This window comes from Ralstonia flatus (assembly GCF_958439105.1).
Lineage (GTDB): Bacteria > Pseudomonadota > Gammaproteobacteria > Burkholderiales > Burkholderiaceae > Ralstonia > Ralstonia flatus.
This window is the reverse complement of the sequence record NZ_CAUDLI010000006.1, coordinates 87,512-109,120: the sequence shown is the minus strand read 5'-3', so window position 1 is coordinate 109,120 and position 21,609 is coordinate 87,512. Positions and strand designations below refer to the sequence as shown.

17 protein-coding genes are annotated in these 21,609 nt (G+C 64.0%); 4 read left to right on the top strand and 13 right to left on the bottom strand.

Annotation, left to right across the window (positions count from 1 at the left end; all coding sequences use genetic code 11):
• Positions 1 to 77 precede the first annotated feature (77 nt).
• The 4 genes from R2676_RS15180 to R2676_RS15165 all read right to left on the bottom strand — a co-directional run bounded on the left by R2676_RS15180 (position 78) and on the right by R2676_RS15165 (position 6,808).
• Entirely contained in the window at positions 78 to 2,159 is a 2,082-nt protein-coding gene (locus tag R2676_RS15180) for a TonB-dependent receptor (RefSeq protein ID WP_316857357.1), read from the bottom strand.
• Positions 2,160 to 2,345: 186 nt separating this feature from the next.
• Positions 2,346 to 3,308, bottom strand: coding sequence for a mannuronate-specific alginate lyase (locus tag R2676_RS15175; RefSeq protein ID WP_206273386.1), 963 nt, complete (start codon positions 3,306 to 3,308; stop codon positions 2,346 to 2,348).
• 191 nt (positions 3,309 to 3,499) lie between these two features.
• Complete coding sequence (locus R2676_RS15170; RefSeq protein ID WP_027678797.1) at positions 3,500 to 4,873, bottom strand: ABC transporter ATP-binding protein; 1,374 nt, start codon at positions 4,871 to 4,873, stop codon at positions 3,500 to 3,502.
• Between the two features lie 150 nt (positions 4,874 to 5,023).
• Positions 5,024 to 6,808 carry an ABC transporter permease gene (locus tag R2676_RS15165; protein ID WP_027678798.1) on the bottom strand — a complete coding sequence of 595 codons (1,785 nt, stop codon included), beginning with the start codon at positions 6,806 to 6,808 and terminating at the stop codon, positions 5,024 to 5,026.
• A 288-nt stretch (positions 6,809 to 7,096) separates the two neighbouring features.
• Here R2676_RS15165 and R2676_RS15160 point away from each other — a divergent pair, with 288 nt between their 5' ends.
• Positions 7,097 to 7,384 carry an acylphosphatase gene (locus R2676_RS15160; protein ID WP_206273385.1) on the top strand — a complete coding sequence of 96 codons (288 nt, stop codon included), beginning with the start codon at positions 7,097 to 7,099 and terminating at the stop codon, positions 7,382 to 7,384.
• A 102-nt stretch (positions 7,385 to 7,486) separates the two neighbouring features.
• Positions 7,487 to 9,073 carry an inorganic phosphate transporter gene (locus tag R2676_RS15155; protein ID WP_206273384.1) on the top strand — a complete coding sequence of 529 codons (1,587 nt, stop codon included), beginning with the start codon at positions 7,487 to 7,489 and terminating at the stop codon, positions 9,071 to 9,073.
• A gap of 81 nt (positions 9,074 to 9,154) precedes the next feature.
• Here R2676_RS15155 and ppk2 read toward each other — a convergent pair whose 3' ends face one another.
• From ppk2 to R2676_RS15125, 6 genes are all read right to left on the bottom strand, one after another.
• Positions 9,155 to 10,057 (bottom strand): polyphosphate kinase 2, encoded by a 903-nt coding sequence (ppk2, locus tag R2676_RS15150; RefSeq protein WP_027678801.1) that lies wholly within the window; start codon positions 10,055 to 10,057, stop codon positions 9,155 to 9,157.
• Between the two features lie 124 nt (positions 10,058 to 10,181).
• Complete coding sequence (locus R2676_RS15145; protein ID WP_316857313.1) at positions 10,182 to 10,895, bottom strand: Imm52 family immunity protein; 714 nt, start codon at positions 10,893 to 10,895, stop codon at positions 10,182 to 10,184.
• A 109-nt stretch (positions 10,896 to 11,004) separates the two neighbouring features.
• Complete coding sequence (locus tag R2676_RS15140; protein WP_206273382.1) at positions 11,005 to 11,562, bottom strand: Tox-REase-5 domain-containing protein; 558 nt, start codon at positions 11,560 to 11,562, stop codon at positions 11,005 to 11,007.
• Between the two features lie 15 nt (positions 11,563 to 11,577).
• Complete coding sequence (locus R2676_RS15135; RefSeq protein ID WP_206273381.1) at positions 11,578 to 12,975, bottom strand: phospholipase D-like domain-containing protein; 1,398 nt, start codon at positions 12,973 to 12,975, stop codon at positions 11,578 to 11,580.
• A gap of 569 nt (positions 12,976 to 13,544) precedes the next feature.
• Positions 13,545 to 14,402: a 23S rRNA (adenine(2030)-N(6))-methyltransferase RlmJ gene (locus R2676_RS15130; protein WP_027678802.1), complete on the bottom strand. Its 858-nt coding sequence runs from the start codon at positions 14,400 to 14,402 to the stop codon at positions 13,545 to 13,547.
• Positions 14,403 to 14,462: 60 nt separating this feature from the next.
• Positions 14,463 to 15,896, bottom strand: coding sequence for a CoA transferase (locus tag R2676_RS15125; protein WP_206273380.1), 1,434 nt, complete (start codon positions 15,894 to 15,896; stop codon positions 14,463 to 14,465).
• 107 nt (positions 15,897 to 16,003) lie between these two features.
• Here R2676_RS15125 and R2676_RS15120 point away from each other — a divergent pair, with 107 nt between their 5' ends.
• Positions 16,004 to 17,236, top strand: coding sequence for a citrate synthase family protein (locus R2676_RS15120; RefSeq protein ID WP_206273379.1), 1,233 nt, complete (start codon positions 16,004 to 16,006; stop codon positions 17,234 to 17,236).
• Positions 17,237 to 17,251: 15 nt separating this feature from the next.
• On the opposite strand, the gene minE is transcribed toward R2676_RS15120, so the two are convergent.
• From minE to minC, 3 genes are read right to left on the bottom strand one after another with little or no spacing between them, the layout of a single operon-like run.
• Entirely contained in the window at positions 17,252 to 17,506 is a 255-nt protein-coding gene (gene minE, locus R2676_RS15115; RefSeq protein WP_004628536.1) for a cell division topological specificity factor MinE, read from the bottom strand.
• A gap of 14 nt (positions 17,507 to 17,520) precedes the next feature.
• The gene (gene minD / locus R2676_RS15110) at positions 17,521 to 18,339 is read right to left on the bottom strand and encodes a septum site-determining protein MinD (protein WP_009239512.1); all 819 of its coding nucleotides are present in this window, start codon (positions 18,337 to 18,339) and stop codon (positions 17,521 to 17,523) included.
• 44 nt (positions 18,340 to 18,383) lie between these two features.
• Positions 18,384 to 19,178, bottom strand: coding sequence for a septum site-determining protein MinC (gene minC / locus R2676_RS15105; RefSeq protein ID WP_206273378.1), 795 nt, complete (start codon positions 19,176 to 19,178; stop codon positions 18,384 to 18,386).
• Between the two features lie 359 nt (positions 19,179 to 19,537).
• Between minC and R2676_RS15100 the strand changes: the two genes are divergently transcribed.
• A complete protein-coding gene (locus R2676_RS15100; RefSeq protein WP_206273377.1) occupies positions 19,538 to 21,604 on the top strand; it encodes a bifunctional 2',3'-cyclic-nucleotide 2'-phosphodiesterase/3'-nucleotidase in 2,067 nt (688 codons plus the stop codon).
• Positions 21,605 to 21,609 lie beyond the last annotated feature (5 nt).

Below are 21,609 nucleotides of genomic sequence, written 5' to 3'. Positions count from 1 at the left end.
GTGTTGCCGAAGTCGTTGATACGCCGAGGCGGCGACGAGCATTCTTGGCAACGGCAGGCGCAGCCATCTTTGTCGATCTAGAAATTCCACACCACACCGGCGCGCACGGTGCGTGGCTCGGCGGGATGAATGTGGCGGTCATTGATGCCCGTTGCGACGCCATTGGCATCCAGCGGTGACGCCTCGCCCTTGAGCAGGGATGCGTAGTAGTAGTCGATGTCGTTCACTTGCTTGTTGAGCACATTGAGCACCTCGACGAACACGCGCACGTTCTTCTGCAGCCGGTAACCCAGCTTGAGGTTGACCAGGAACGACGATGCCGATCGCACGCTGTTGTCTTCAACGAGCGGGCGCGGGCCGAAGTAGCGCAGCCGTGCGCCAAGCATCCAGCGGTCGTGCACCCACGACACGCCGGCCGATGCGGTGGTCTGGATGGCCTCTGGGATGGTGTCGCCTGCCGGGCTGCTGTCGCGAAAGCGCGCGCGCGAGAAGGCCGCATCCGCATCGAGGATCAGTTCGGGCAGCGGCGTGTAGTAGGCCGCGAGTTCCACGCCCGTGCGGCGGCTCGGGCGGCTGGGCTCGGTGGTGCCGGTGTCGCCCGAGAAGACGAGTTCAGAGCCGATGTCCAATCGCCACAACGATGCGGAAAGCTGCAGGTTGGGGGCAAGCGCCCGCGTGCGCAGGCCGACCTCGTAGCCGGTGGCGGGGACGAGCACCGACACCTTCTGCACCGGGTCTGCGCTCACCGGGTCAACGGTGGTCGTCGCGCCGCGCACGTCATTGCTGTGATAGCCCCGGCCCCAGTTCATGAACACATCGGTACGCGCCGTGGGCGACAGCACGACGCTCAGCTTGGGGCTCACGATGTGGTCCGTTCCATTGCCCGAATTGAGCGGGTTGCTGCTGGCAACGCTGTACCAAAACTGATCGGCCCGCACACCGGCGATGGTGCGCAGCCACGGCAGCCACTGCGTGCTGTTGCGCACGTAGAGCGCGGTGCTGGTTTCGTTCACGGTGTCGCTGCGTACCAGCGCGTACGGTTGCCGCGCCTGCGTGTTGGTGAGGCGGATCGGGTCCAGCCGGTCGAAGCGGGTCTGCGAGCCGACTTCCGTTTCGCTCTCACGCCCGGCAACGCTGCCGAGCCACGTGCGCGATGCATTCACGCCGGTGGTGACGCGGTTCTCGAACTGCTCGAACTGGTCGCCTTGCTCGGGGTTGTTGAGCGCATACGTAAAGTTGGAGAACAGCTGCAGCCGGCTCTTGATGACGTAGGCGTTGGCCTTGAACACGCCATCGGCAAGCGGCCGCAGCCAGTCGGCCGAGAGGCTGTAGCGGGACGCCGCGCCGCCATCGCTCGGGTCGATTGCGCCAAAGCGCGGGATCAGCCCTTCGTTGATGGCGCGCAACGGCACTTGGTCGGTGGATTGCCACGCGTTCTTGTAGGCCATGCCCGTCACGCTGATGCGCTCGCCGCCGCCCAGCGGCACGGTGTAGCGCAGCACGCCATTGAGCTTGTGCACGCCTTCGGGCACGGTCCACGGGCCGTTCTCGCCCAGCCATTCGAAGCCATAGAGCAGCGTGCCGGGGCCGACCGTGCTGGAGTTGGCCAGCAGGGCGCGCCGGTAGTTGTGCTCTCCCAGCTCCAGCTGCGCGATGCCCTGCGGCAGATGGCTCACGTAGTCCATGCGCACCGCACCGGCGGCGGAGAAGTCGCCCTCTTCCGCAAAGCTGGTGCCTTTCTTGTAGGCAATGCCGTCTACCAGTTCGGGGATGACGAAGTTCAGATCGGTGTAGCCCTGGCCGTGCGCGTGCGTACGCATGTTGACCGGCATGCCGGCCACCGTGGTCGCGAGATCCGTTCCGTGGTCGAGGTTGAAGCCGCGCAGGAAGTATTGGTTGGCCTTGCCGTCGCCGCTGTGCTGCGTGACGATCAGGCCGGGCACGCTCTCCAGCAATTCGCCCGGCCGCAGCAGGGGGCGATTCTCCAACTGGGCGCGCGGCACATAGCCTTGGTTGGCGGCCTCGCCCGTGGCGGACGCGGCGCCTGCAGAACCACTGGCCGTGACGGCCTCAAGCTGAAATTCAGGCTGCTGAAGACCGCCTGCATGAGCGATGCCTGAATGGCCCCACGTCCAGCACAGGCCCCACAGTGCCCCCATCGACCACGCGTAACGCGCCTGCATACCACGGCCCCCTTTGCCCCGGATGTTGTTTGCGAAGTGTTATGCAAGCCTCATACCACATGTCGATGGGCACGGGGCTTAAGGGGTGAGGGATGGCCGGTACGGGACAACCGCTGAGCTGTGGCAAAGAACAGCGCGCCCCGCGACCGCGTCGGCCACGGGTCAATGGCCGGGCAGCTCCGCGCCCCACGCCGCCGTCACGTTGCCGCCAAGCCGCCATTCCGAAAACGGGCGGCGCGGCGCAATCAGCGCAGGCAGGCGCGGGTCTCGCACGTGGGCGTAGTAGGGCTCCATCCAGCACAGCTCATCCTGGAAAGTCCACGGAAACAGCTGCTGCTTGATCGGCGTGATTTTTTCGAAGCTCGCCGGGTCGATCACCGCGTTGATCACGAGATTCGCCAGGCGGCCGATCGCGTGGTCGTTCTCGCGGTACAGATCGATATGGCGCCGCTGCACCAGCTCGGCGGCAAACACCAGCGGAATGAGCGCGAACGTGTGGTAGTGCAGCGCACGATCACCGCGCTTGACCTCGCGTGCGAGCGCGCCGTCCGGGCCGATATCGCGGATGCCCTCGCGAACGCGCAGGAGTCCGGAGTTGATCAGGTCGCTGTTGTCGGTTGCGGTGCCGATGGCAATCAGGTTGAGGCCGGCCCAATACACCAGGTTGTTATGCAGATGATTGATCGCCTCGGCGTTGCGTGTGGCGATGGCGATGCGTTCGAGCCATGGTGCGATGGCATCGAGCTGCGCCTGGTTTCGCCTGCGGATGTCGCTCGGCATGCGCAGCAGCACCATGGCGAAATCCGTTCCGGCCCACGATCGCTCGTAGTGGCCCTGATAGCCGGAAATCTTGCCCATCAGCGCGTCGGCATCGGCCCAGCTCCGAAGCTGGCTCAGGGCGCAGGTCCAATCGCCCTTGTCGGCTGAGGCGTTGAGGTGCGCGATGAAATTGCGCATGGGTTTCACGTCGCGCGCATAGCCGGCCGCGTCGTCGTAAAAGCCGGGTGGATCGATCGTCTGGACAGGTGCAGGAATCTCACAGGCGCGGGCTGCATGCACCAGGCCGAAGCCTGCGCCGACGGCCAGCGAAACGGCTAACAACGTTCGAATGTACGCACGACGCATTTCGACCTCCGGGACGGGGCGGCAAAGGACGGCTGGCGGGGGAAGGCTGGAGCGAGCGGGCCTGCGAGAATCGATGCCCGCACACGCAAAACGGCGTGGTTCGCGGCAGCGTTGACGGGCGTTACAAACGGTAGCGACTATGAAAAAGAGCCGCTTCATGCGGCTCTTTTTTCATGATCGACCTCGCGCGCTTACGCCGCGTGATCCCCACCTTCCTGCGCCTCACGCTCTTCGCGTTCCTCGCGCTCTTCACGGGGCAGGGTCAGCATGCCGGTGTTGTAGACGTACTCATACACCTCGCCGTAACGGCCCCATTCGATGCCGATCTTGAGCACGCGCTCGGCTTCTTCGGGCTTGAGGTACGCCTCCAGCTCGCGCAGCACGTGCTCTTCCCGGATCTCGCCGTCTTCGTTGGCTTCCAGCTCGGCGCGGATGTGCGCGGCCAGGGCCACGCGCTCCAGCAGCTTCTGGCCGAACAGCACCTTGCGCTCGGGCGGTTCGGTTTCCATGTAGGTCTTGCCGAACGGCGTGACGATGATGTCACCGCGCTCGATGGTGGCCAGTTGCAGCAGGGACAGCGCTTCACACGCGGGCAGCAGGTCGTCGTCGGTCACGCCGGCTTCTTCTGCCAGGTGCGGGAGGTCGGCGCGGCCGTTGAACGGCGCTTCGACCAGCAAGTCCAGAATGGCCTCCATCTGGCCGATCTCGGCGTCGGGCAGGCGGTAGGCAAGCTGCTCGGCGGCGGGCTCCACGCCCAGATGCACGCCCACGCGCTGAGGCGAGGTCATCAGCCCATAGACCTCGTCGATGAGGTTGCGCACGGCGGCGGAATCACGGTTGCGCGGGCGCGGGAACGGCACGCGCACCTCGGCGCGGATGCGCCCCGGATCGCTCGACAGGATCACGATGCGGTCTGCCATCATCACCGCCTCTTCGATGTTGTGCGAAACGATGAGGATGCTCTTGATGTTGGTGCGGCGGTCTTCCCACAGGTCGAGCATTTCGTCGCGCAGGTTCTCGCCGGTCAGCACGTCGAGCGCGGAGAACGCTTCGTCCATCAGCAGGAGGTCAGGCTCGGTGACGAGCGCGCGCGCAATGCCCACGCGCTGGCGCATGCCGCCCGACAGTTCGCGCGGCAGGGCGCTGTTGAAGCCCGACAGGCCGATCAGGTCGATGGCCTGTTCGGCGCGCTCTTCGCGCTCGGCCTTGGGCACGCCCTGCGCTTCCAGGCCCAGCTCCACGTTCTGCTGCACCGTCAGCCACGGAAACAGCGCGAACGACTGGAACACCATCGCAATGCCCTGCACGGGGCCGGTGTACTCGCGCCCGCGAAACAGGACCTGGCCGCGATCGGCGCGCACGAGGCCGGCCATGATGCGCAGCAACGTCGACTTGCCCGAGCCTGATTTGCCCAGCATGGCGACGATCTCGCCCTGGCGCAGGTTGAGGTCCACGCCTTCGAGCACGGCACGGTCGGTGTGGTCTGCGGTGCGGAAGATCTTCGAGACGCCGCGCAGCTCCATGACGCTTTCAGCGTTCTGGCTATGGGTGCTGGTGGTAACCATGTGTGTTCTCAGCTAAATAAGTCGTCTTAGAACATGCTCAAGATCCGTAGCGAGCGCCCCGAGGTTGGCCCGAGACGCGCAGCCGTACATGAGTACGGCGAGCATCGCAGGGTCAAGATCGGGGTGCGCAGTAGGATCATGAGCATGTTCTTACAGGCGGGTGCGCTCTTGCGCTATGTCGTACAGGCGGTTCCACAGCAGCCGGTTGAAGCCGACCACGAACAGGCTCATCACGGCAATCCCGAGTGCAATGCGCGGGAAGTCGCCCTTGGCCGTCATCTCGGCGATGTAGCTGCCCAGGCCCGTCGCCACGAGCGTGCGGTCGCCCCAGGACACGTATTCGGAAACGATGCTGGCGTTCCACGAGCCGCCGGCGGCCGTCACCAGGCCGGTCAGCAAGTTGGGGAACACGGCGGGGATGAGGAAGCGCTTCCACAGCAGCCAGCCGCGCAGGCCGAAGTTGCGGGCGGCCAGTTTGAGTTCGGTCGGGATGGCCGACGCGCCGGCAATCACGTTGAAGAGGATGTACCACTGCGTGCCGAAAATCATCAGCGGGCTCAACCAGATTTCGGGGTTGAGTGCGAAGCGCGCGATGAGCATCACCGCCAGCGGGAACATCAGGTTGGCCGGGAACGCCGCGAGGAACTGCGCCACTGGCTGCGCGATGCGCGCCACGTTCGGGTTCAGGCCGATGCGGATGCCGATCGGCACCCACACGAGGGCCGCCAGCGCAATCAGCAGGATCACGCGCACCATGGTCAGGAAGCCGAGCCAGAAGACGTGGCCGACCTCGGCCCAGCCCACCTCGGAGCGCACGAACTGCAGCACGTGCGCCACCGCCATCAGCGCGGCCAGGATGATGACGACATCGGCAATGCGGTGCGACCACGGGAAGCGCGGCAGGAATCCGTTGCCGGGGGCCGCGGTGGGCCGCGTACGCTCGGCACCCCAAGACAGCGTGCGTTCGGCCAGGGCGGCGGTGCGCTCCAGCAGCGCCTTGACCCACTCGGAGCGGCGCAGCAAGTCCAGCAGCCACGATTGCGGCTCGCGCTCCGACGACATCGAGTCGAAGCGGAAGCGGTCTGCCCAGGCAATCAGCGGGCGGAACAGCAGTTGGTCGTACAGGATGATGCCGATCAGCATGGCCAGGATGGCCCAGCCGATGGCCGGTAGGTTCTGCTGCTGGATCGCCAGCGAGATGTACGAGCCGATGCCCGGCAGCTTGATGTCGTGGCCCGAGACCGAGATGGCTTCCGACGCCACCACGAAGAACCAGCCGCCCGACATCGACATCATCATGTTCCACAGCAGGCCCGGCATGGCGAACGGCACTTCCAGGCGCCAGAAGCGCTGCCACTTCGACAGGCGGAACACCGTGGCCGCCTCTTCCAGGTCGGTCGGGATGGTGCGGAACGATTGGTACAACGAGAACGCCATGTTCCACGCCTGTGACGTGAAGATGGCGAAGATGGCCGCGCATTCGACGCCAACGAGGTTGCCCGGGAACAGCGCGATGAAGCCCGTCACCGTGATCGACAGGAAACCCAGCACCGGAATCGATTGCAGGATGTCGAGCGCCGGCACCATCACCTTTTCGGCCGTGCGGTTCTTGGACGCAATGGCGGCAAACGCAAACGAGAACGCCAGCGACGCGCCCAGCGCCAGCAGCATGCGGATGCTGGTCCGCAACAGGTAATAGGGCAGTTCAATGACGTCGAGGCTGACGTCCAGATGTTCGCCCGGCGTGTAGGGCACGTTCATCTGCTTGGCGGCGTAGGCCACGAGCACGATGGCGGCCAGGATGATCGGCAGCAGGGCCAGGTCGAACCGGTTGGGCGGCGCCGTCAGCAGGTTGCCGAAGTTGACGCCAAGGTTGGTACCGAAGGTGGTACCCAAGCGGCCCCGGATGGTGGTTTCGTTGTCGTTCTGCTGCATCTTGGATAACCGGGACGGAAACCGCGGACGAAATTCGGGCGCCTCAAGGCCTGGGGCCGAGGCGCAATACATGGCATGGCGTATTACGAGGCTGGGCGCGGTGCTTTGCGCAAGCGTTGCTTGGCACCCGGCGGCAAGCCGCCTAGTTTACCTTGCGTAACGTCAGAGCCCGCCGCGCGGTTGTCAGTCTGACGACGTCACATTCCAGAAATGTGACAGAGATGCGACAGCGCCGGTTTGTCACGTTTTACCCAACACCTCACCTGCCGTTGGCTTCGGAGGCCCGCCATGTCCGCCATTGCACAAGTGATCGTCACCGTACAGGGCCGCGTGCAGGGCGTCGGCTACCGCGCCGCGTGTGCCGACCGCGCCCGCCTGCTCGGCCTGCGCGGCTGGGTGCGCAACCGCCGCGACGGGGCAGTCGAAGCGTTCCTGACCGGCCCCGAGGCCCATGTGCTCCGCATGCGTGAATGGATGTGGGAAGGGCCGGACAGCGCACACGTTACGCAGCTGGACGTCGCCACGGGCGACCATGAGGCGCCGGGGCCCGGCTTCGAGATCCGCCCCACCGTGTAATGTCCGGCAATCAACGGACACGGATTCGACACGAAACCGTCACCTAGCGCACAAGCTCGGCTCCTAGAATCGGTCACCCAGCCCCCTTCCTGGTGACCCGTCATGTCGCATCCCCTCTCCGTCCAGCCCGGGGCCGTGCCCGGGCGCTTCCGCAACCTTGGTATTGCAGCCTTCCTGCTGATGCTGGCGGGTGGCGGCGCCTACGTGGTGAGCCATCTGGTGACCGATCTGGAGGGCGTGTCCACCAGCTCGGCGTTGCCGTTCGTGCTGCTGGGCATTGCGCTGCTGATCGCGCTCGGCTTCGAGTTCGTCAACGGGTTTCATGACACCGCCAATGCGGTGGCCACGGTCATCTACACGCATTCGCTGTCGCCGCACCTGGCGGTGGTGTGGTCGGGCGTGTGGAATTTTGCGGGCGTGATGGTGTCCAGCGGGGCCGTAGCCTTCGGCATCCTGCAACTGCTGCCGGTGGAGCTGATCCTGCAAGTGGGCAGCCACTCGGGCTTTGCGATGGTGTTTGCGCTGCTGATCGCGGCCATCATCTGGAACCTGGCGACGTGGTATCTGGGGCTGCCGTCTTCCAGCTCGCACACGCTCATCGGTTCGATCATCGGCGTGGGCCTGATGAACCAGCTCCTGCACGGCGCGAACGGCACCAGTGGCGTGGACTGGAGCCAGGCGCTGGGCGTGGGCAAGTCGCTGCTGTTTTCGCCCATCATCGGCTTTCTGCTGGCAGGGCTGCTGTTGTGGGTGCTGAAGGCCGCGGTGCGCGTGCCCGCCCTCTATGCCGAGCCCGAGGGCAACCAGCCGCCGCCGTTCTGGATCCGCGCGCTGCTCATCCTCACGTGCACGGGCGTGTCGTTCGCGCACGGCTCCAACGACGGGCAGAAGGGCATGGGCCTGATCATGCTGATCCTGATCGGCACGGTGCCCACCGTCTACGCGCTCAACCGCGCCGTCACCCCGGCCGAGACGCAGACCTTCCTGGCGGTGTCGCATCAGACTGCCGCCACCTTCGGCAAGTACACCAACGGTGTGGCGCCGTCGGCCAATCCGCGCGCCGATGTGGAGGCCTATGTGCAGAAGCGCGTGCTGACGCCGGCCACGCTGCCGGCCGTGCAGGCGTTGACGAACAGCATCGCCGCGCAGGTCGGCGAGACCGGCTCGATTGCCGCCGTGCCGCAGAACGAAGTGGATAACGTGCGCAACAACATGTATCTGGCGTCCGAGGCCATCCGCCTGCTGAAGAAGAGCGGCCAGCCCGCCATTGCCAAGGACGACCAGGCCATCATCGACAACTACAAGCAGCAGCTCGACCACGCCACGAAGTTCATCCCCACGTGGGTGAAGGTGGCCGTGGCGATTGCGCTGGGCCTGGGCACGATGGTGGGCTGGAAGCGCATCGTCATCACCGTGGGCGAGAAGATCGGCAAGCAGCACCTGACGTACGGGCAGGGCGCGTCGGCCGAACTGGTGGCGATGGTGACGATCGGCGCGGCCGATGCATATGGCCTGCCGGTATCGACCACGCATGTGCTGTCGTCGGGCGTGGCGGGCACGATGGCGGCCAACGGCTCGGGGCTGCAGTGGAATACCGTGCGCAGCCTGCTGCTGGCCTGGGTGCTGACGCTGCCCGCATCGATCGTGCTGGCGGGCGGCTTGTACTGGCTGTTCCGCGCGATCTTCTGAATATCTGAACGCGCATTCAACGAAAAAGGGCGACCGCGCAGGCCGCCCTTTTTTTGTTTCTCCGATGGCGTTGCCGCCGGTTCAGTACACGTTCGGCACGATCATGTCTTCGGGCACCGGATGGCGGATGTACTCCGCGTGGTGCACGCGCTCGGGCAGCAGCACCGGCGGATGCGGCACCGGGTGGTAAGGCACCTGGCCCAGCAGATGGTGGATGCAGTTCAGGCGCGCGCGCTTCTTGTCGTCGGCCAGCACGACCCACCACGGCGATTCGGGAATGTGCGAGCGCTCGAGCATCGCCTCCTTGGCCTGCGTATAGGCTTCCCAGCGGCGGCGGCTCTCCAGGTCCATCGGGCTCAGCTTCCACTGCTTGAGCGGATCGTCGATGCGGCTCTGGAACCGCACTTCCTGCTCTTCATCCGTCACCGAGAACCAGTACTTGACGATCTGGATGCCCGAGCGCACGAGCATCTTTTCGAACTCGGGCACGGAGCGGAAGAACTCTTCGTATTCCTCGTCGGTGCAAAAGCCCATCACGCGTTCGACGCCGGCGCGGTTGTACCAGCTGCGATCGAACAGGACGATCTCGCCGGCGGCGGGCAGATGCGCTACGTAGCGCTGGAAATACCACTGCGTGCGTTCGCGGTTGGTGGGCGCCGGCAGCGCGGCCACGCGGCACACGCGCGGGTTCAGCCGCTGCGTGATGCGCTTGATGGCGCCGCCCTTGCCGGCGGCATCGCGCCCTTCGAAGATCACCACCAGCCGGTGGCCGGTCTCGATCACCCAGTCCTGCAGCTTGACGAGTTCGCCTTGCAGGCGGAACAGCTCGCGGAAGTACATGCGCCGCGTTTCGCGCGCTTCCTCGCTGATGCCTTCGCCGCCGCCGAGCAGGTGGTCGTCGATTTCCATCTCCAGCTCCTCGTCCAGCGTGTCGAGGAGGTCTTCCTGCAGGCGCGCCTGCCGGGCTGCGTCGCGTTCGCTCATGGTGTGTTGCTCCTGCCGATCTTGCCGAGAGTGCCGAGAGGGGCGCTGCGCACGGACAGCGCAGTGCAAGTCTAAGCCCGACTAGGTAGCACGGGCATGTGGCAGGGGAGTGACATGTGGGCTCTCAGCCAGCTGGAGGTGGCAGCCAGTTCGCATCCCGCAGCCGCTGCTTTACGGCTTCACTTGTGTCTCGATGCGCAGGGATCGTGCGGTCGTACAGTTCGCGCGTCGTAACGATGTATGTGCCCAGCGAATCAATGGCATGAACCTCAACAGGCGCCGGCAACGAGGGCACGCTCTCCTTTGGCTTGTTGCCATAGAGGAACCAATATACCGGCGGCACCGAAAAATCAGTGTCGTTAATGTCGGTGTGGTCGATCCAGGCCCAATCCGGCTTCCAGCACTTCACGGAGGCGACGAACAGTCGTTCAAGCGTGGAGGCGTTGAGGATTGTTTCGGCGATTGGGCCTTTTTCTGGAAAGTGCATTGCGACGCTATTGAAAGCATCTTCGCCTGCACGACCCAACCCGGCACGGATTGCTGCACAATTATTTTTTGCACTGAATATAAGCGCGCTGAACCCCACCTCCGAATAAACCCTATCCAACGGCACGCCTTTTCTATCCCCATTTACAGGCGAAATTACTTTTTTATTAATCTCCGATACATCATCTGGAAAATCAAAAAACCTCGATCGATAGTCTTCGTAATACCAGCATAGCTCTGGAACGATTTCACGAACAATCCTGACAAAATCCCTCATCTGAGCTGCACACTCGCCAGCGCTTTGCAGGCGATCGCCCCAAAGGCAACCAACCTCATAGTTCCTGAACTTCATCCGTCAACCTATCGATCTATACGCACTTGTGCATGAGTTTCATGTCAACCACCCGGGATCTGCTATCACAAGAGCCCCGGGTAGCCGGCATACCTGAAAAATCAGCTCACTAAAACGAACCGCCCGAACCGCCGCTTTTCAAGGCATCTTCGACATCCTGATTAGGAGAGACGATCTCTACCTCAATTTTGCCACGCAGAACCTTGTCGACAGCCTTTTTCATCGCCTCATTGGGTACGACCCATTTAACCTTCATTCCCGCCGCCTTTGCCGCAGTTAGTTGACGGCCGGCTTGTTTATCAAGCTTCGTTTGCATTTTTTCCGAAACTCGACCGCTTTTCCAATTGCCATTTTTATCAACTTTATACCCAAAGCCTTTCACCTCGGTCAGTTCTCGCTTAGCGTTGTTTACACCATCAAACTTAACGTATCCCGGCCGACTGACCGACTTATCAACCCCCACAGCAGCCGATTGACCTGGCGGCATCCCTGTCACTTGCTTTTGATACATTGAATTCGCTGGCTTCATGCTCTCGCCAGAGGAAATAACTCGCACCTCGCCAATGGCCAATGGTGGCGTGACCGCCAGCACGTTGAACACCGCCAGGAATTGCAATACCGCAGCGGCCAGCCACCGACGCGAACGCGTCAGAATTTGATGTTTCATGTGTCACCTATCGAATCAACGTGCAGCCGAACAGCGCTGCTGGTCTTTGGCAGCAGAGCGCTTCAAGGATGAGGAGGGGCCATACACCATGCTCTGGTGCAGTCGATCCATCTCTTGTTTGAATTCCGCAGCCACGGCCGGTGAATCGATCACCAGAAGGTTCTCGTCGTTGGTTCGATTGGCCGACGCTGACCAGTTATGCGAACCCGTGATTACGGTACGGCTGTCGATGACAGCGATCTTGTGATGGAGCTTGTCGCCTTCGGACAACCGGGAGTAACCAACATGTGTCGCCACTTTTTCCCACGGATGGGTCTGGGGCTTCGGTGCACAGTTGGTATCGAATCGTCCGATGCCCCACATATCGAGCGTGGCGCTATTTGCGCGGTAGACGAAGCTTCGATCGATTGCGCCGCGCAGGGTGATATTGCGATTGGTATAAACCTGCCGCAGCGCTTCAGCGATCCATGCATCGGTAAATACATAGGTCGCGATGTCGACGCTGGAAGATGCGGCAGACAACGTCCTGGCAATCAGCCCAGAGGATGTCTCCTCATTCGGATGGGTTCTTGAGAAGGGTGAAAACTGAACCTGTAACGTGCCATCAGGAGTTTGGACCGTGCGTGCCGCCCTATAAGGTTTGCGTACGCCGAACTTGCTGCGTCCGACAATGCCTGGGCCATTGCCCCACAAATAGGCGAATTCGGCCTGATACAACTGCGCCAGGTCGGCGCTCCTCACAACAACGAGATTTTCAGCGTTGCCTCTGCTGTTAGGCAAACCGACATCCCCAAAGAACCCGCTGTGCGTGAAGTTAGACGAACTGCTCACCACAACCGCACCGTCAATCACCAGAAATTTATGGTGCATCAGGCCGGAGCCCTTGCTGCCGTCCGCCGTATCGTCGATCACAGGAATGTTCGCTTGCGCAAACAGCGTGGGCACATCGCGGGCCGAGCGTTCTTCGTCCGAGATTTCGCCGTCGCCGTTGATGTCAACAAGCGTATCGATTTCGGCCCAAATCTCTTGTTCCTCGTCGCTCAGATCAGCGACCTCGTCAATCGAGAGATTGATCCAGTTGCGGTTGTAATCGTTGTCCATCACGACTCTGATCATCACGCCGCGCTGTTTGGCATCCACCAGTGCGCGCGCAATATTCGGCAGCGTCAGCACCATCACGGCCACGTCAATACTGCTTCGTGCCCGTGCGATTTGCTCGATGATCACGCGCTCGAAGTCATCTCCGTTGCGGCTAATACCTCGATACGGTTCGGTGAATTGCTGATTGGCACGCTGATTGAAATACGCGGTAATCGCTCTTTCCGTGGCGGGATTGGACTGTGCATGCGGCGCTTGAGGCGGGAAACTCAAGGCAAAAATAAGCCCCGCCTTGATTAACAAGGTTGTTTTCATAAAGACGAATTTGTGTGGGCTGAATCCGGCGAAATGCTCGGAAACGAAGAATCAAAGATGACTTACATCTTGAGGAATATTGGATCCGGTCTCCTATCGTTTTATTTACAGGATCCAACGTTAGGTCTTATGCAGCCGGCTTTCCGTCAAACGTTGTCAATTCACGCGGAAATGCGCGCGTCACAGCGCGCCGCCACCGGCAGATGCAAACGCGGCCACACGTGGCGATAGGGCGTTTGGGTTCTCCCGTTCGCCCATGGTGAGGTCGTTCTCTCCACGCGGGTCTTCTCCAGCGAGTTTGCGCGACGTGTCAGCTGAGAGATTCGCGAGGTAGCAGCCAGACGCAGCAGGCGGCAAAACGGAAGGGCGCTGGATGGTGCGGTTGCGTGGGGAGATTCACGCGACGCAAACCACGCGGACGGTGCACTCCAGTGGTGTGCGGGGTCACGCAGGCGGCCACATGCATCGCCCCGGGTGGCGGTGGATTTGGAGAACTGCGCTGGCGTCGCACCCGCGCAGACGGCGCTTGAGGATGGCTAGGGACGCGGGGCGTCACGCCGCCCGAAGGCTCAACTGGATTCGCCTTCCAGCATGAACTTGGCGCCGTCGTCCTGGCCGAGCAGGCGCACCAGCGTGGGCATGGCTTCCTGCAGTTGCGCCTTGAGCGTCCACGGCGGGTTGACGATGAACATGCCGCTGCCGTGCAGGCCCAGGCCACCCTCCACCGGATGCTTGACCGTGAGCGTGACGTGCAGCCAGTCCGCCGGTCGCAACTGCTTCAGGCGGGAGGGAAACTGCGCAGCTTCGCGCCGCTGCACGAGCGGATACCAGATCGCATACATGCCGGTGGCAAAGCGCTGCAGGCTGTCTTGCAGGGCCTGCACGGTGCGGGCGTAGTCCTGCTTGTCTTCGAAGGACGGATCGATCAGCACCAGCGCACGGCGCGGCGGCGGCGGCAGGATCGCCTTGATGCCGGCAAAGCCGTCGCCGTCGTACAGCATGACCTTGCGGCCTGCACCGCGGAAGTTGTTGGACAGCACCTTGATTTCGGAGCTGTGCAGTTCGAACAGGCGCAGACGATCGGCGTCGCGCAGCATTTGCCACGCCAGCCACGGCGAGCCGGGGTAGTGCCGGAGTTCGCCGTTCGGGTTCAGTTCGCGCACCTGGTCGAGGTACGCATCGAGCAACGGCGGCAGCGTTTCACCGCCTTCGGCCGCACGCCACAAGGGGCCGATGCCGGTATCGAATTCGGCCTTCTTCTGCGCCCATTCGTGATCCAGCGCGTAGAGGCCGGCACCGGCGTGCGTGTCGATGTACCAGAACGGCTTGTCCTTCTGCGTGAGGTAATCGAGCATCTGCACAAGCACGGCGTGCTTGAGGACATCGGCGTGATTGCCGGCGTGGAAGGCGTGACGGTAACTAAGCATCGGCGGGCCATGTGCGCCCGGAGTATCAGACGCGGGCAGAGAAAACGGTAGGCGCGAATCCTACCACCGCGCGGGATGCGTCCCCAGCGGCACGCTGGGCAGCGCCCAGTGCGGCGGCGTGTCGGAAAGCTGTCCCGCGTGGCGCAGCGCCGTGAGCGCGCCAAAACCAGACGGCGACGTTTCCAGATACGCACCGATCTCTTCATAGCGCGGGTCGGCCGCATCGAAGCCGTTGGCCATGCGGCCGAAGCTGCGCAGCCAATGCGCCGTCTGCGCGAGCGACACACGCACGTGCCAGCTGCCGCCCTCCGTCATCCGCCGTGCGAGCGCCGTCATCGCGCCAGCCGCCATCAGGTAGCCGGCGCCGTGGTCCAGCGCCTGTGCGGGCAGCGGACGCGGCTTGGCCTCACCGGCGGCTTGCGCTTCGGCCCAGTTGAAACCGCTCGCGGTCTGCACGAGCGAGTCGAAGCCTCGGCGATTGGCCCACGGGCCGTCATAGCCGTATGCACACAGGCTGACGTAGACGATTCCGGGGCGCAGCGCGGCAACCTGCTCGGGGCCAAACTGCAGCGCCGCCAGGCCACCCGGTCGATAGCCCTGCACGAAGATATCGGCGTCGCGCAGCAGCGTGCGGAGTTGCTGGGCAGCGGCTGCATCGCGCAAGTCGAGTTGCGCGGAGCGCTTGCCGCGCCCGGTGTCGATCACCAGCGGAGGGATGGCGGGCAGATGCGGCCCCGTGACGAGCAGCACATCGGCCCCATGCGCGGCGAGCGTCCGCCCGCAGACCGGCCCGGCAATCACGCGCGTGAGATCGAGCACGCGCACGCCCGAGAGCGGTCGGCCATCGGCGTGCGCCGCCAGCGGCTGCGGTGGCGCATCGCCAATCCGTTCGATCGTCATCAGCGGCTGGCTTGCGACGGCGATGCCTTGCGGGTGCGCGTCCCACTCTTCAAACGTGCGCGCGGCGGTGACGACCATGCCCGCTTGCGCGGCCGCCTCCTCAAACGCCTCGGCGTTCCATTGGTTCAGCGCGGCGGCCACGGCGGCCCGGTCATACGCGCAGCCGAGCAACTTCAGCACACCGTCACGGTGATGCGCAAAGTTGGTGTGCAGGCGCACCCAGCGGCCATCGCCGCAACGGTAGAGCCCCGCGATCTTGTCCCACGGTTCAGGCGGCAACTGGCCTTCGACGCGGAAGTAGCGCTCGGAGCGGAATTCCAGCGCCGCGTGGGGCATGTCGACCGATACGGTTTGCTGCCGCCCGCTGCGCAACGTGTCGACCTGCGCGGCAGCGAGGGCGGCAGCAGCAATAGTGCTCTGCGCCAGCGTGCCCACCGCAAACGACGACGGCAGCGCCGGCTCAGCACCCGTGAGTGTGGCGCGCGACAGCACATCGGCCGGCTGGCCGAGCACCGTCCACAACTGGTTGAGTGCGTCGGTAGAACTGACAGTCTGCATGGAAGGATCAACCACATCAGCAACGGGTGACGGCATGGCGGGGCTCCGCAGGCAAGGTGCGCCCATTACAGTCCCGCGCGGCCGACAGCGTCAACATTGACTAGACTGATCAACCTCGATTGCCGTCCACTTCATCCGGCCCGATGACCGCCTACCTCAATGCCGCCGAAGCCGCCGAGCGCCTGCGCATCTCGCGCCCCACGCTGTACGCCTATGTGAGCCGCGGGCTGCTCGCGGCGTACCCGTCGCCCGACGGACGCGGCAGCCGCTACCGCGAAGCCGATGTGGCGCGGCTCGCCGATCAGCGTTCCGGCGGACGGCGCCCGCGCCAGGTGGTGCGCCATGCGCTGGATTGGGGGCTGCCCGTGATGGAATCGGCCATCACGCTGATCGATCATGGGCAGTTGTTCTACCGTGGCGTGCCGGCGCTGGAACTGGCCGAACACGCCACGCTGGAAACCGTGTCGGCGCGGCTGTGGCAGTGCGAAGAAGCGGCCGCCTTCAACACGCCTGCGCCGGTATTGCCGAAAAGTTGGTACGCGGCGCTCACGTCGCTGGCAGAGGCGGACATCCGCCAACGTTGCATGGCGCTGTGCGCGCTTGCCTTGCCGGGGCTGGACGAAGCCGCGTGGCGGCAGGACGCTGCGCGCACGGCGCGCGATGCCGGTGCGCTGCTGCGCGTCGTGTTTGCCGCCATGCTGGGCCGCAAGCCCGATGCCGCGCCCGTGCACCTGCAATGCCAGCAGGCATGGAACGTTGATGCGCACGCCGCCGAAGCCATCCGCGTCGCATTGGTGCTATGCGCCGATCACGAACTCAATGCCTCGAGCTTTGCAGCACGCGTGGTGGCATCGACCGGCGCCAGCCTGGGCGCGGTGGTCAACGCAGGATTGGCTGCGCTCTCCGGTGGCCGGCATGGCGGCACCACGGCGCGTGTGGAGGCCTTGCTGAGCGAGCTGGAAAGCGAGCGCTCCGTGGCAGCGGCACTGCGCCGCCGGCTGGATCGCGGCGATGCGCTGCCGGGCTTTGGCCATCCGCTGTATCGCCAGGCCGACCCACGCGCGCAAGCCATCCTGGCGCACTTGCCGAAGAGGGGCGCGGTGCGCAAGCGGCTGCAGACAGTGATGGACGCCGTGGCCGGATTGACCGGCGATGGGCCATCGGTGGATTTCGCGCTGGTGGCCATCCGCCGCGTACTGGGGCTACCGGAAGGTTCAGGCTTTGGCCTGTTTGCCGCGGGGCGAACGGCGGGTTGGATTGCACACGCGCTGGAGCAGCGCGCGGCGGGGCAGTTGATCCGCCCGAGAGCCGCCTATGTGGGGCCGATGCCGGCCGCGCCGGAGGCACCGGCGGGCCGCATCATTCGCGTCAGGTAACGACGCAGGCCGAGGTCAGGCCTGCGGAATCTCGATCTTCACCTCAAGCACTTCCAGGTTGTCCTGGCGCTCGAGGTTGACCTTGATGTCGTCGTTGCCGATCTTCACGTACTTCGAGATCACGGCCACCAGCTCGCGTTGCAGCGCGGGCAGGTAGTCGGCGGGCGCACCGCTGGCGGTACGTTCATGGGCGAGGATGATCTGCAGGCGCTCTTTGGCAACGCTTGCAGTCTTCTTCTTCTCGCCGAGCAGGAAAGACAGAATCGACATGGATGTGCGTCTCCTTATTTTCCGCCGCCGAACAGGCGCTGCAGGAAGCCCGGCTTGTTGTATTCGACGTAGCGCAGTTCCTTCTCCTTGCCGAGGAAGCGGTCGATCACATCGTGGTACGCGTTGGCCACGTCGGAACCTTCCAGATGGATGGCGGGCAGGCCCTGGTTGGATGCCTGCAGCACGGCTTCGGATTCCGGAATCACGCCGATCAGCTTGATGCGCAGGATTTCCTGAATGTCGGTCAGCGACAGCATCTCGCCTTCGGACACGCGCTTCGGGTTGTAGCGCGTCAGCAGCAGGTGCTCCTTGATCGGCTCCTTGCCTTCCACCGCGCGGCGCGACTTGGACGACAGGATGCCCAGGATGCGATCGGAGTCACGCACGGAAGAGACTTCCGGGTTCGTCACCACGATGGCCTCGTCGGCAAAGTACATCGCCATCAGCGCGCCCGATTCGATACCGGCCGGCGAATCGCAGACGATGTATTCGAAGCCCATTTCCTTCAGGCCTTCGATCACCTTCTCGACGCCTTCACGCGTGAGCGCATCCTTGTCGCGCGTTTGCGAGGCGGGGAGGATGAAGAGGTTTTCGCACTTCTTGTCCTTGATGAGGGCCTGGTTCAGGTTGGCCTCACCGTGGATCACGTTGATCAGGTCATACACCACGCGGCGCTCGCAGCCCATGATGAGGTCGAGGTTGCGCAGGCCGACGTCGAAGTCGATGACAGCGGTCTTGTGGCCGCGCAGCGCAAGGCCGGCGGAAAACGCCGCACTGGTGGTCGTCTTGCCGACGCCGCCCTTGCCGGAGGTGACTACGATGATCTTGGTCATGGCTCGTAACTCTGTAAGTTAAATCGCTCGGCGCACGGGGTGCGTCACTTCATCCGCAACGGTTCGAAAACCAGCGTGTTGTCCGCGAGCCGGACCTGCGCAGGCTTGCTGGCGTAGGCGTCGGGCCACGGGGTTTCGCCGGTGCGGTAGATGCCGGCGATGGAAATCAGTTGAGGCTCCAGGCACGTGCAGAAGATGCGCGCGTCCAGGTTGCCCTTCACGCCTGCCAGCGCGCGGCCGCGCAGCGAGGCATACACGTAGATGTTGCCCTCCGCGATCACCTCGGCGCCGTCGCTCACCAGGTCGAGCACGACGAGGTCGCCGCGCGCATAGATGCGCTGGCCGGAACGCAGGGGGCGGTCGACGATCATCGTGCCGGGCTGCATGGCCACGGCCTCGGCGGCAGGAACGGCAGGGGTGGAGGCAGGGGCGTCAGCGGCTTGGGCGTGCTCGGGCGCATCCGGTGCGTCCTGCGCGTCCTTGCTGTCTGCATCTTTGGCGTCATTTCCGCCGCGCGGGCGGCGGCCGTGGCTGTCGAGCAGCGGCAGGCCGAAAGCCTGGGCCCACTCGGCCTGTTCGGGGCTGGCGACCACGCCGATCGCGCGGGCACGCAGCGCGGTCAGGGTCTCAACCAAACGGTCGATGGGCAGGCGCTCGTCTGCGGCCAGGCGGCGCACATCGATGGCGATCACGTCGTTGGAGAAAAACTCCGGCGTGTCGGCAAAGCGTCGCGTGAGTTCGGCGGCCAGGGCGTCCATGTCGGCGGTGCGCGGCGACAGCAGCAGGGCATCGACGGTGCCGCTGCGGATCTCGAACAGCGGCGCTTTCTTCTGGGACATAGAACGGCTACGCGGAAAAATGGGCCCATTCTAACGTTGTTGACGAAACGCCTTGAATTTTTTGGCCCCGCCGATCCCCCATTCGGCTAAGACGCGCAACCGGCGCTGGTCTCCACATGGCGGGCGCCACGCGCAAATGTCATCCGACGGTCACGGCATCGTCACGCGCGCTTTCGATACTTCTCCGCTTCTGAACCCCCCGGTCCAGTCTGTTGTTCTCTCGCGTTGCGCAAACGGTTCCCCCGATCCTGCGTGCGCGTCTGCGTGTCATCCGCTTCATTCGCTTCATCTGCCATTCGCAGTTTGCATTCAGCAGTTCGTAGTTCGCATACCAAAAAATAGACTTCAGGGAGAAGTTCATGCGAGTCCGACCATTGCGTTCGGCGGCGTTGCCGCTTGCTGTTTTCCTGTCGATGTCGCTGGCTGCGTGCGGCGGCAGCGACGACACCCCGTCGAACGGCAGCACCACGCCTGCTGCCAGCGCCGCCCCGGCCGGCACCAAAGCCACGCTGGCCGTGCTGGAGACGACCGACCTGCACACGAACGTGCTGTCGTACGACTACTTCAAGCTCGCGGCCGACAACTCGCTCGGCTTCGAGCGCGTGGCGACGCTCATCAACCAGGCGCGTGCGCAATTCCCGAACACGCTGCTGCTGGATAACGGCGACACCATCCAGGGCACCGCGCTGTCGGACTACCAGGCCATGGTGAGCCCCGTCACGTGCGACCAGACGCTGGCGATCTACAAGGTGATGAACGCCGCCAAGTACGACGGCGGCGGCATCGGCAACCACGAGTTCAACTACGGCCTGCCGTATCTGTCGCAGGTCACGGGCAATACGTTCAACGTGGATGGCCTGCCCGATCCGGCCACGCAGAAGAAATGCGCGGGCCCGGCCTTCCCGCAGGTGCTGGCCAACGTGATGAGCGCGAAGACCAACGCGCCGCTGTTCCAGCCGTACACGATCATCACCAAGACGGTGACGGCCACGGCGCCGGACGGCAGCACGATCAGCGCGCCGGTCAAGGTCGGCATCATCAGCTTTACGCCGCCCACCATCACGAGCTGGGACAAGCGCTGGCTCGACGGCAAGGTCTACACCGTCGGCATCAAGGAAACGGCGGCCAAGTACATCCCGGAAATGCGTGCGAAGGGCGCCGACCTGGTGGTGGCGATTTCGCACGGCGGGCTGGACAACTCGACGTATTCGCCGACGATGGAAAACGGCAGCTGGTGGCTGTCCACGGTGCCGGGCATCGACGCCATGTTGATCGGCCATTCGCACCAGCTCTTCCCGGATGCGAAGAGCACGGTCAGCCAGTTCAACCTGCCGGGTGTGGACAAGGTGGCCGGCACCGTGAACGGCGTGCCGACCGTGATGGCGAACTACTGGGGCAAGCACCTCGGTGTGATCAAGCTTGGCCTGACGTTCAACGGCACGAACTGGGCTGTGGACAAGACGCAAACCACGGTGGAAGCGCGCTCGATCCAGAACGCCGACAAGACCTACGTGGCCGCTGATCCGACGGTCTCGGCCGCCATCGCCACCGAACACCAGGCGACGATCAACTACGTGAAGACGCCGGTGGGCAACACCGACTTCAACATGAGCACGTACTTTGCCGACGTGGGCGACCCGGGCGCGATCGAGATCGTGAACCAGGCGCAGGCCGATTACGTGTCGGCGTACATCCAGGCGAACCTGCCGCAGTACGCGTCGCTGCCGGTGCTGTCGGTGAGCGCGCCGTTCAAGAGCGGCTTTGGTGGCGGTACGGATTTCACCGACGTGGCGGCCGGCCCGCTGGCGATCAACAACGCAGCCGACCTGTATCTGTATCCGAACACGGTCTACGCGGTGAAGGTGGCGGGCTCCGACATCAAGAACTGGCTGGAGACGGCTGCCAAGCGCTTCAACACCATCGACCCGACGCAAGCGACGGTGCAGAAGCTGGTGAGCACGTTCCCGGGCTACAACTTCGACATGTTCACGACGCCGGACCTGACGTATGAGATTGACGTCACGCAACCGGTGGGCAGCCGCATCAAGAACCTGATGTACAAGGGTGCGGCGCTCGACCCGGCGGCGCAGTTCATCGTGGCGACCAACAACTACCGTGCGAGCGGCGGCGGCAACTTCCCAGGCCTGGACGGCAGCAAGACGATCTATGCGTCGCCGGATGCCAACCGTGACGTGCTGATCAGCTACATCAAGAAGATCGGCAGCGTGAAGCGTGCCACCAACGGCTCGCAACGCAGCTGGCGCTTCACGAAGCTGGCCAGCTCGGTGGCGCAGGTGCAGTTCACGTCAGCGCCCAACAAGTTGGCCAGTGCCACGGCCGCCGGCATCACCAACGTCACGCAGGTGGCCGCGGACGACGGCTCGGGCAAGGGCTTGGCGGTGTACCAGATCGACCTGACGCAGTAAGAGGA